Source organism: Microscilla marina ATCC 23134 (assembly GCF_000169175.1).
In the GTDB taxonomy this organism is placed as follows: domain Bacteria; phylum Bacteroidota; class Bacteroidia; order Cytophagales; family Microscillaceae; genus Microscilla; species Microscilla marina.
On record NZ_AAWS01000024.1, the window covers coordinates 126,572 to 136,799 of the forward strand.

Sequence of the window (10,228 nt, forward strand, 5' to 3'; positions counted from 1 at the left end):
TAGAAAATGATAAAACAACAAACAAGAAACGTATGGCTACTCGCCTTTTTGTTAGTACTATGGGGGCTTACTCCAGTGCTGGCTCAGCAAGAGATAGACAAAGAACCGTTGCTAGCTTTGGCAACTGTTTCCCCTAAGTCGGGTATCGACAAGTTGTACAAAGCAAAAAAGGATACCAACAAAGTTACGCACTTTGTTGGTTGCGTGGGCAATTTTCATTTGGGCTTCAACGGTGGAAGCATTGGCTGCTCTTTTCCTAGTGTGCCTTCGGGTGCTGACCCTGAAACCCCTGTTCCAGTAGCCCGGATAGAGTGGACACCTGGCATACAAGGAGGCGACAAACCTTATGAAGCAATTGCAATTGGTAACAATGGTCAGCCCATAAGCCGGGGAACCTTTGAGGAAGCCCCTGAAGTAAGCTATGAAAAAGTAAGCAATGATGGGGAGCGCGATGGATACAAAGACATACCTGTAGCTGAGATATTAGGAGATTTGCCCAAAGCAGTGCAGCCCCAAAGTTCTGGCGAAAAGTACGACTGTGATGTTTATGGTAATTCTTCTGGCAGTAAAATGAATGTTAACTGTAAAAGATGTAACCCAAGTGGGGCAGCGCTAGTGTTGGCTGCGGTTGGAACAGGGGCTGTAGTAGTAGGAATAGCTACAGTAGTAGCAGGCCCTGTAGCACCTACTGCCTTGGCGGTAGCTACCCAACTTACTACCGCAGGTGCTTTTTTTGCCTTGGGGACAGCAAGCTTTACTACCTCAATTTTAGCAACATTAAGTGATTGTAATCTTTTGCGGAAAACTAACTATTACCAAGGGATAAGCCAGCCAGCCGTAGCAGGTTTAAAAATGTACCCTAACCCTGTAAAAGAGACCTCTACTTTGCATATTCACTTGCCACAAGAGGAGTCTTTGACAGTAGAAGTGTTTGATATTAATGGACATTTTCAAAAGGCAGTATTTGTAGGCAAACAATTTAGAGCAGGTGAAAACCGTATTCCTATGCAATTGGGAGAGCTTGCTACAGGCAAATATCTGGTGAAAATAACCAGCGCTACTGGTAGCATTCAACTAACTCAGGCATTCATTAAATTATAATAAAACAACTGAACCCAAGCCTAACCTGAAGGGCTGTTTTAATTGCCTTTCAGGTTTTTCCTCTTTTCTGCAGACTATACATGAAATCCTTATTTTTTATCATCATTGTGCTGGGCAACTTTATGTTTAAGCGGGGGTATGCCCAACCCCACCTATACAAACAGCTACAAACACAATTGATTTTGGCTGAAGAGGGCGACACAGTTCATCTGCCCAAAGGCATTTTCTTTTTAGAGAAAAGTCTGTCGTTGGAAAGTAAAAAAAATGTAACGATCAGGGGGGCAGGCATGGGCAAAACAGTATTGAACTTCAAAAATCAAAAATCGGGCGCTGAGGGCATCAAAATAGCTAATAGTCGTCACATTGTCATGGAAGGCTTTACAGTAAAAGAAGCCAAAGGAGATGCTATAAAAGCCATCAACGTAGTAGGGGTAACTTTTAGAAATGTGGAAACCGAATGGGGGGGCACCCATGACAACTCTTATGGTGCTTATGGTTTGTATCCTGTAATGTGTCAACAGGTGCTCATTGAATATTGTCAGGCACGGGGAGCTTGCGATGCTGGCATCTATGTGGGGCAGTCACACGACATTGTGATACGCTACTGTGAGGTAGAGAAAAATGTGACGGGTATTAACCTGGAAAACTCTACCAGAGTAGATGTATACAACAACCTGGCAATGAATAACACTTGTGGCATATTAGTGATGGATGTACCCACTGTAGTGGTGCCTAATGGAGGGCAGGTAAGGGTATTTGAGAATCAGGTAGTCAGAAATAACCTTCCCAATTTTGCTCCTGCCATGGCCATGGTGGCAGGAGTGCCTTCGGGCAGTGGCATTGTAGTAGTAGCTACCTCTCAGGTAGAGATTTTTGCCAACAAAATAGCGAATAATAAAACCTTGGGTACGGGGGTATTTCATTATGACCTGATTGGTATTGAAACTACCTATGAAAAGTATAACCCATACCCTGGTGAGGTGGCTATTTATAACAATGTATATAGTCGTTCAAGGCTTTCTCCTGCTTTTCACCGAAAGCTTAAAGATATTCCGTTTAAGCCCAACCGTATTCCTCACATTGTTTATGATGGAGTGATAGACCCAGCCCAAAAAGGGCAGCAGGTACTTTGCCTCCGCAACAATAAAACCTTGGACAAATTCCCCTTATTTGCCAACATTAATGCTGCCAGTGGTTTCAAGCGCATTCGTTACCAGGCTAAAAAATATGACTGCTCCTTGCCACGCCTGAAAAAGGTTTGGGCAGGGTTTGAATAGGTCTTTACAACCAGCTATACACCAATTATATTACACACTTTTAAACTTGCTATCAATTATGCGAAAATCAAATCTGCTACTATTAATCACCCTATTATTTATAGGCTACGCTTGTGTCAACAAAGAACAAACCCTCCCAACCTCTTACCAACACATAGGAGAAGGCGTCACCAATGCCGTTTTTCGGGGCAATCATAATAACAATGTGCTGACGGGCTCCAATAGTGATGACCAATTGTTTGGAGCCGGGGGCAACGATGTTATCCGGGGCAAGGGAGGCAACGACTTGCTAAAGGGAGGCGAAGGAGATGATGTGTTATATGGGGGCAATGGTGATGACACTCTTATAGGAGGAAACGGCAAAAACATCTTATATGGAGGGGCTGGCAATGACAAACTCTTTATTGCAGAAGGAGGTGGAGAAATGCACGGAGGAGATGGTGACGATATTTTTCATATAAAACCTCAATCATCTGGTTACAAACAAACGAACGTTTTTGGCGGAAATGGCACTTATAACCGCATTCGGATATATGTAAACTCTACAGATGTTGTATTGGTTCCTTATGCTTTCCGCCCCGACAATAAGAGCTACTCTGGTGCCTATTATATCAAAGAGGGGGTAGGAGGCTCCATCAACTTTGAAGACATCCATGCCATTATTTTCAATGATAAAACAGAGGGTTTTTAATTCTAAAAAAAGCAAAAAGACATATTCAAACAATTACAACTTATCTTATTTTATAAAACAATGAAAACAATGAAAACAACAAATACAACAATAGTACTACTCACTATTCTGTTTGTACTATGGGGCTTTACCTCAGTTACTGCTCAACGCTCTCAACTGGCCTTAGCTAAAGTAGAATCTGCCCCTACAGTAATGGAAACCTCCAGGCAGGTTTCTAATGAAGATAAAAACTTCGGATGCCTCAACGGGTTTCACATAAAAATCAACGGAGGCTCAGTGAAGTGTTCAAAACCCAATGGAGAAGATAAACCTATGCTTAAACTAAAAATTTCAGGCTTTGGAGGGCGGTATGAGTTGTTTACAGTGGGCACCTTTGGACTCAGTAAAATTGGTGAGTATGACTCGCCTCCTAAAATAGAATATGAAAAAGTAGATGGTTCGGGGAGTAGTTCAGGTTACCAAGAAATTGACCTGAATGATTTACTGGGGGACTTCCCTAATGCCCAAACCCAACCTGATGATAATTATACGTGTGACTTTTATGCCAACAGTACCAGGGTAGGTACAAACTGCAAAAGATGCTCTTTTGCAGCTACCACGGTGGCTAAACAACTCAGGTTTGAAGGAGCGGTCAAACAGGTTTTTGGAGGAGTAGTGGCTATTGGTGGGATTTTAGCAGGACAGGGCTCTGTAGTTGTTATAGGGGCTGCTTTTTTTGTAGCAGGTACCACTGATTTTATCCGGTCACAAACACTGGAACCTTTAGACTGTAACAGTTTCCGTCAAACCAATTATTACCAGAGCATTACCCAACCCGAAGTTGTAGGACTGAATATTTACCCCAATCCAGTTGTACAAAAGACCACTTTACAGATACATTTACCTCAGGCAGAAGACCTCACCGTAGAGGTGTTTGACCTGAATGGGGTCGCTCAGAAGACTTTATTTATTGGCAAGCGTTTTCCGGCAGGCAATAATCAAATTCCGCTAAGTGTAGGTTTGCTTGCTCCGGGGAAATACCTCATCAAAGTTACCAGTTCTTTGAGTAATATTAAAATTACCCAACCCATCATCAAGCAATAGTTACTATCAATCAGCCCCCTGCTCATCATCAGTCAGGGGCTTTTTTATACTCATTTTCCCAAAATTATTTTATAAGCCCTCAATCAACTTTTAAGCAGTTTTTTAATGATCATTGTCTCACTCAATGTCCCGAATTTATGCCTGGTCAAATTTTGCCCCCTTCCTATCTTTGTTAGAAATTTAGCCTCAACACATAGCTAACAGCTATAGCCTGTTCAATAAGATTACCAAGACCTAACCAGGCAAAGCATAAGTTCATGCTGTTAATTGAATCATTGATTAATTACTTAAACCGAATTAAAATGCGACTAAAAATTACCCTCATCATTCACCTCCTGTGCTTGTTTTTCATGAGCCAAAACGCCACGGCAGGCATTTTTCGTTGGGCGGCGGCTCCTGCTGATTTTAGCGACCATGCCAATGTAAACAACTATGGTTCTATTGGCCATTTGTTGAGCATTTCACAACCAGGAGACGAAGTGTACATTGGTCACCCAGGCAACTACAACATTACCACTCCCTTGATCATGAAAGAAGGCGTGACCCTGCGGGGAATGATTGCGGGCATCACTATTTCTTTTGGTGTGTCTGCATTAAGTCCAAACGATCAACACGTGCTGGTCGTTCAAGGGAACCATGTAACAGTAAGAGGCATTACCTTTGATGGAAAGCACCGGGCTAAAAATATTGTGTACAATGACCCCAATCTGGATAATTATCACCTTTTGTTGCATAGTTGTACTTTTAAAAGCACCCGAAACACTGTTACTGATGGCGACATATTGCTATTGAAAAAAATGCACAATTTGCAAATTAATAATTGCAACATATACGATGGTTCTGCTTTTGGTATTGTGGCGGTTCGCTCCAGAGATGTGCTCATCAAACAAACCTATGTGGCCGATGTAAGGGTACATGGCATTTATATACCAGGTGCTCAGCGAGTAACTATTGATGGTTGTACCATTACCCGTACTGGCATGGACGGTATTACTGGTTACCACTCCAGTGACATTTGGAACCGTCGTGATTTTGTGATTGTCAATAATCATATTCACCATGTGGGCTGGCACGGTATGCACGTATCCGGAGAGGGGATTTACATTCGTGCCAACAATATACATGATGTAAGGCTTACCTCTATTTATGTGGGCGATCAGTATCATTTGGAAGATAGCCATGAAATCACTATTTGGGACAATCGATTACAGAAGGGACATATAGATGTGCCTCACTTCAAACCCGATCCAGACAACCTCAGTTGGATGCCTGCCATTGAGGTAAATTATTGGAACCAGGGAAGTTCTTATATTTTCGAAAGTTGGGATTCGTCCAAAGATTTGATTATTGGTCGGAATACTTTCTATTATTCGGGCAAGCCTTGTCACTTGATTAATTCCCCCTCTTCTGTGGTGCAAAACATTCATATTAATGTGAATAACCCTGTGCCAGGTGGTACTTCAGCCCGCACTACCGCTTCATTGCCAACCTCGGTAAATAAACCAGTTACTACAGTCAAGGTTTACCCTAACCCAGTGACCAATTTGACTACCATTGAGTTTTCGCTGGTGAAGCCTGCCAAAGTAAGCTTAAGTATTATAGACCAATCGGGGCGAATAATAAAAACCCTGGCCAACGAACAAGTACTTAATAAGGGGAATCGTCACATTACCTGGGATGCCACAAACAATAATGGTTCTAAGGTGAGCAATGGTTACTATATTTATCAGATTCGAGTCGACAATCAGGTAAAAACCGGGCGTTTGCTGGTGAAGCGATGATTGGGTAGTGCACTGTTTTTACATTACTTGGTATACCAAATCGTTGCCATTACTTGTACACTAAATTCTTTGTATGTCTACATCTAAAAGCCATCACCAAGCTTGTCCCCTCCTCTTGGTCTTAAGCGCAGCTGACCAAGAGAGCGGATAACGAGAGCGAAGCACTTGGTCGGCTGTGTTAAGGCCACTACAAGTGAGTTTGTATGGGTTTTCAATCAGACTTGGTATTAGTCAGTCTATAGTAGACTCAAATAAATGTTCACCTTACTTATGCTTGATAAGCAAAGAGTGAAAGTGATTTTGTCTACTAAATTCTTTTTTGAATTTTTTTGCACCACAAACGCTCCTGTAAATAGGACTTAACTTGCTGATTATCAGTAAATATTTTCACTTGAAATCACTACGGAGCATTGGTATAAAAGAAATGTCCCTTTTGCATAAACCGCGATTTGGTACTGGAGCTGGAAAGCATCTGTACTGAAACTGTGGTTTAATGATCAAATAATGAATTCCCGGATTTGAAAATAAAATTTAAATCCGGGAATAAACAATGTAAACCCTACCCTGTACTTGAGTAAAATAGATCAAGCTTTCTCAGAACTCATCGTGGGTTTTAAACCCGTCATTCTAAAGACAAAACCTCAAGGTAAGCTCAATCATCCTATTTGCTTGTTCCAAAGCGAATCCTGGTATTTTTTTACATCTGCAATGGCTTCTTCAGGGAATACATTTCTGAAATTGTGCGCATCTAAAGGGATTTTTTCAATCATGTAATCAATCATGCCTTGTGGATCAAGCTGTAGCTCGTCACCAGCAAACAACTGTTGTACATCTCTGATAGGCTGTTCTTTTGTAAAGTTTTGTGATGGATCGTACCATTGGTCTACTGTATCGTACATTCTATCATTGAACCCTGTTCTGAAGGGTCCAGGGTTAATGGTTGCTATTTTCACCCCAGTATCTGCCATTTCCTGTTGCATAGACTGCACTAACCCTTCCAGTGCATGTTTAGAGGCTACATAAGGCCCCAAAAATGGAAAGGTGATAAAGCCCGCGATTGACGAAGTAAACACAATCTTGCCCTTTTTTTTGGCTACAAATATTTTGGCAAACCGCTGGGCGATTGCAATGGTTTGAAATACGTTTACTTCAAACACCCTTTGAATTCTTTTTACAGGAACTTCGGCAATGGGCCCTGTTTCGCCGGTTGCAGCATTCAAGACTACAATATCTACCTCATCTCCGTATTTACCTATGACATTGTCAATATCCCCCTCTTCCAGATAGTTTAGTTTATCTATAGTGAGTTGGATGTTCTCGGCCTTTGCTGCTGCCATTAGCAGGCTCTTCTGTGGCCAGTTTTCTACTGTAGCAATTACGTGATGCCCTTTTTTGGCAAGTCCAAACGCTACACCTTTGCCAAAGCCTGAGCCTGCTCCTGTAATTAAAATTGTTTTGTTCATAACATTAAATAATTTGGTGTCCTTTATGAATGATGGCTTCTTCTTCCAACAGATTTTGTAATTTGGTGAAGGCATGTTTCAAGTGAGGGGTACTCCAGTGTTTAGTCTCCTCCTCTTCATTTTCCCACCTTTCAAAAGATAGAATAGTATTAGAGTTTTGGGCATCTTTGATGAAAAAATAGTCATGTGCCCCAGCTTCTTGTCTGGTTGCTTCGGCTAACTTATTTAGCACTTGCTCTAATTCCGCTAGTTTACCTTCTTTGGCGGTGAGTTTAGCAATGGTAAAAAATGGTTGACTCATAATGGTTACTCCCTGTTAAATAGTTAAAGGTTATTGGGTTAATTATCTGACCAGGATTAAAAAAACAGCTATGGTTTTGTTACAGTTTCGCTGCTTGCCTGGGCTTGGCAAAAGGTGTTACAATTGTTGACTTTAAGTGTACTTCTAAATCCTTTGAGTGAGCTTCAGGCTGTGGATTCTTGATTACATTGTCTGCTGCAAAGCTTTTGAGCGGTGTCATACCACAGAACTGATGCGTTTTGTGAACATTGAATAAGAAGCCTTCGAGGTCTTTGCCTTCAAAAAAACCATCTTCATCGTTAAAAACTTCGTTGGGAGCATTGGTTGTAATAGAAAGCATGTATTTTTTGCCTGGCATCAAGCCATTGCTAAAACCATATTTTGGTTGCTCACCTGCCTGACTCGACTCGTTACCCATTCCAAAAAACACCCCGTATGCGTATACTACATCGATGTATTTTTTAAGAGCCGCTGGCATTCCAAACCAATAAACAGGAAATTGAAAAACAATAATATCTGCCCGTTTAAACTTTTCTTGTTCTTCTGCAATATCGTACCCATCTTCAATGATGGTTTTTGTGATATTAAACTGCTTGCTTAAGATGTCTTCATGTACCTTAAACAATGTCTGATTGTATTGCCCTTTGGCAAATTCGTAAAACTCGTGTCCGTTGATTAATAAAATATTTTTCATCTGCTTTTTTTTTAATGCAAATGTAGCAGTAATCAATGTATTTAAGAAATAGATTTTTTAGATTGCATAAATCGTTTTTTACGATCATAATATTGCCTTACATCACCAGAGTCTACTCTGCGAAAACAGCATAAACCGAGGAGTTGTTTGCATTACCAAAAGTTAAATAAACCCTATACCAACCCAGAAGAGTTTAGGTCATTTTTGAGTTGCATACCATAAAATAGAGGAGGTAAAAACGGAGTTGCTTCAATCTGTAAAAAAAAGCTAACAATATTAACCTGTTGATAAATAGTGCTTTACACTTTTAGTCTAATGTATTGTCCCAAGTATTGTCCTCAACAAATGCCCTTGTAATCCTTGGATCAGACACTTACTTACCTCAAATTAGCTTATGTAACTATCGCAATTATATTACACTTAATAGTTTTTCATCTTATAATAATTAAGCTAATGAAAGTATCAAGATTATTTAAAATGTTGGCATTTGCCACTACTATTATGTTTAGTGCTCACTATTGAGAGCTTGTTTAAAATTAGCCAAAAGGCAGAGCCCTCCGAACTTGATTCGGAGGATTTATAAACTCGCCTGTGGCTCGGTTCATTGATTAGATTTTTTACGCGATTTTTTGGGTTATATTTTGTCAAAACTCGGTACAGCAAAGTTGTAGTCATCGGTTATTAGCAATAGCTACTTGTCACACGTAGTTCGACCAACATCTACCAGATGTTGTCATCCTTCAAAATGTCATAAAATATCCTGTAAACGAACGCTTTAAACAAACTTTAAGTAAATATTTTTAAAAATGATGCCACAATTTACTTTTATATCCTCTGCCCAAGCCAAGGGCACTTTGTTGAGTTTTGCCGAGCTAAAAAAAGGCAACTTTGTGGTTGCACAACCTAGCGAAAAATTTAGCTTGGCTACTACTATGGTCACCGACATACCCGACAAATTGTGGGATTTTTGCCAAAGCATATCTGCCCAAGTACAGCGTAAGGTAATAAAGCCTAACGGGTATACTTTAACCACTTTTGTTTTTGCTTATCAAGCACCTGAATTTGATATTCAAATTACCAGAAAGCTAAAGGATAGCTTCTATATACTTTGGCTTCCTAACTATGCCGAGTCTCCCGAAAACTACCAAATAGAAATAGAGGTAAGTACCGAGTCGAGCGAAATCGCCTCAAAAATTCAAGATTTTTTGCTTAAAGTTACCCAAGACAAAAACGCTCATATTCGATAAGAGCTTGTTTAAATTTTCGCGTTTAGTGTGATTTTCGATGAGCTTTGTGCTCAGGTGCGTTAAACCGAGCTTTAGCGAGTTCTGAAATACTTCAAAAAACCTCACTAATCAAAAATAAATTATCTGAGGGAAGGTTGTGTGCCTTCCCTCTTATTCGCCTTCCACTTTATGCGCTATCAAATCACAAAAAAAGTTTCCCTCTTAGCTCTTAGTGTTTGCTGTAACCCTTGGGCATACCTGGGCACCTTCATCAATAAAACTTCCAGAAAGTTATCAAATAAAGCTTTCAGCGTATGGCTTCTTTAAGGGCAAACCAGCTGATTTGCAGCCCGTCAATGGAGTGACTCCTTATACACCTTGACTTTGATATCTGACGGTAACCCTCTTAATCGTGTATAGTTTTTCGATCTTGTAAAAGCTTTTCTCCTTTGGAGAGACTGAGAGAGGTTGATTAGTTACAGATTTATTGTTTGTTTACTCAAACTCTCTTTATACACGTACGGTTTAATGTAGTACTACCTGATATCTAAAAAGCTAAAATACTATGTTCAGTACTTATGGGTATAGCTTCCACTGAAGTACTACTTTGA

The 10,228-nt window shown here is 40.4% G+C and carries 9 protein-coding genes; 6 read left to right on the forward strand and 3 right to left on the reverse strand.

All coding sequences use genetic code 11. The features are described 5' to 3' along the window. Positions 1-6 precede the first annotated feature (6 nt). From M23134_RS21310 to M23134_RS21330, 5 genes are all read left to right on the forward strand, one after another. A complete protein-coding gene (locus M23134_RS21310) occupies positions 7-1,101 on the forward strand; it encodes a T9SS type A sorting domain-containing protein (protein WP_002699803.1) in 1,095 nt (364 codons plus the stop codon). A gap of 80 nt (positions 1,102-1,181) precedes the next feature. After that, positions 1,182-2,378: a parallel beta-helix domain-containing protein gene (locus tag M23134_RS21315; RefSeq protein ID WP_002699805.1), complete on the forward strand. Its 1,197-nt coding sequence runs from the start codon at positions 1,182-1,184 to the stop codon at positions 2,376-2,378. Positions 2,379-2,436: 58 nt separating this feature from the next. Beyond that, positions 2,437-3,069, forward strand: coding sequence for a calcium-binding protein (locus tag M23134_RS42535; RefSeq protein ID WP_002699807.1), 633 nt, complete (start codon positions 2,437-2,439; stop codon positions 3,067-3,069). Between the two features lie 69 nt (positions 3,070-3,138). Further along, on the forward strand, positions 3,139-4,152 hold the full coding sequence (locus M23134_RS21325; RefSeq protein WP_045114036.1) for a T9SS type A sorting domain-containing protein: 1,014 nt from the start codon (positions 3,139-3,141) through the stop codon (positions 4,150-4,152). Between the two features lie 302 nt (positions 4,153-4,454). Next, positions 4,455-5,933: a right-handed parallel beta-helix repeat-containing protein gene (locus tag M23134_RS21330; protein ID WP_045114037.1), complete on the forward strand. Its 1,479-nt coding sequence runs from the start codon at positions 4,455-4,457 to the stop codon at positions 5,931-5,933. A gap of 656 nt (positions 5,934-6,589) precedes the next feature. Here M23134_RS21330 and M23134_RS21335 read toward each other — a convergent pair. From M23134_RS21335 to M23134_RS21345, 3 genes are all read right to left on the reverse strand, one after another. Then, the gene (locus tag M23134_RS21335) at positions 6,590-7,396 is read right to left on the reverse strand and encodes an SDR family oxidoreductase (RefSeq protein WP_002699814.1); all 807 of its coding nucleotides are present in this window, start codon (positions 7,394-7,396) and stop codon (positions 6,590-6,592) included. 4 nt (positions 7,397-7,400) lie between these two features. After that, entirely contained in the window at positions 7,401-7,697 is a 297-nt protein-coding gene (locus M23134_RS21340) for a putative quinol monooxygenase (protein ID WP_002699816.1), read from the reverse strand. A 79-nt stretch (positions 7,698-7,776) separates the two neighbouring features. Next, entirely contained in the window at positions 7,777-8,391 is a 615-nt protein-coding gene (locus tag M23134_RS21345) for an NAD(P)H-dependent oxidoreductase (RefSeq protein WP_045114058.1), read from the reverse strand. A gap of 806 nt (positions 8,392-9,197) precedes the next feature. Here M23134_RS21345 and M23134_RS21350 point away from each other — a divergent pair. Further along, positions 9,198-9,638 (forward strand): hypothetical protein, encoded by a 441-nt coding sequence (locus M23134_RS21350; protein ID WP_002699819.1) that lies wholly within the window; start codon positions 9,198-9,200, stop codon positions 9,636-9,638. Positions 9,639-10,228 lie beyond the last annotated feature (590 nt).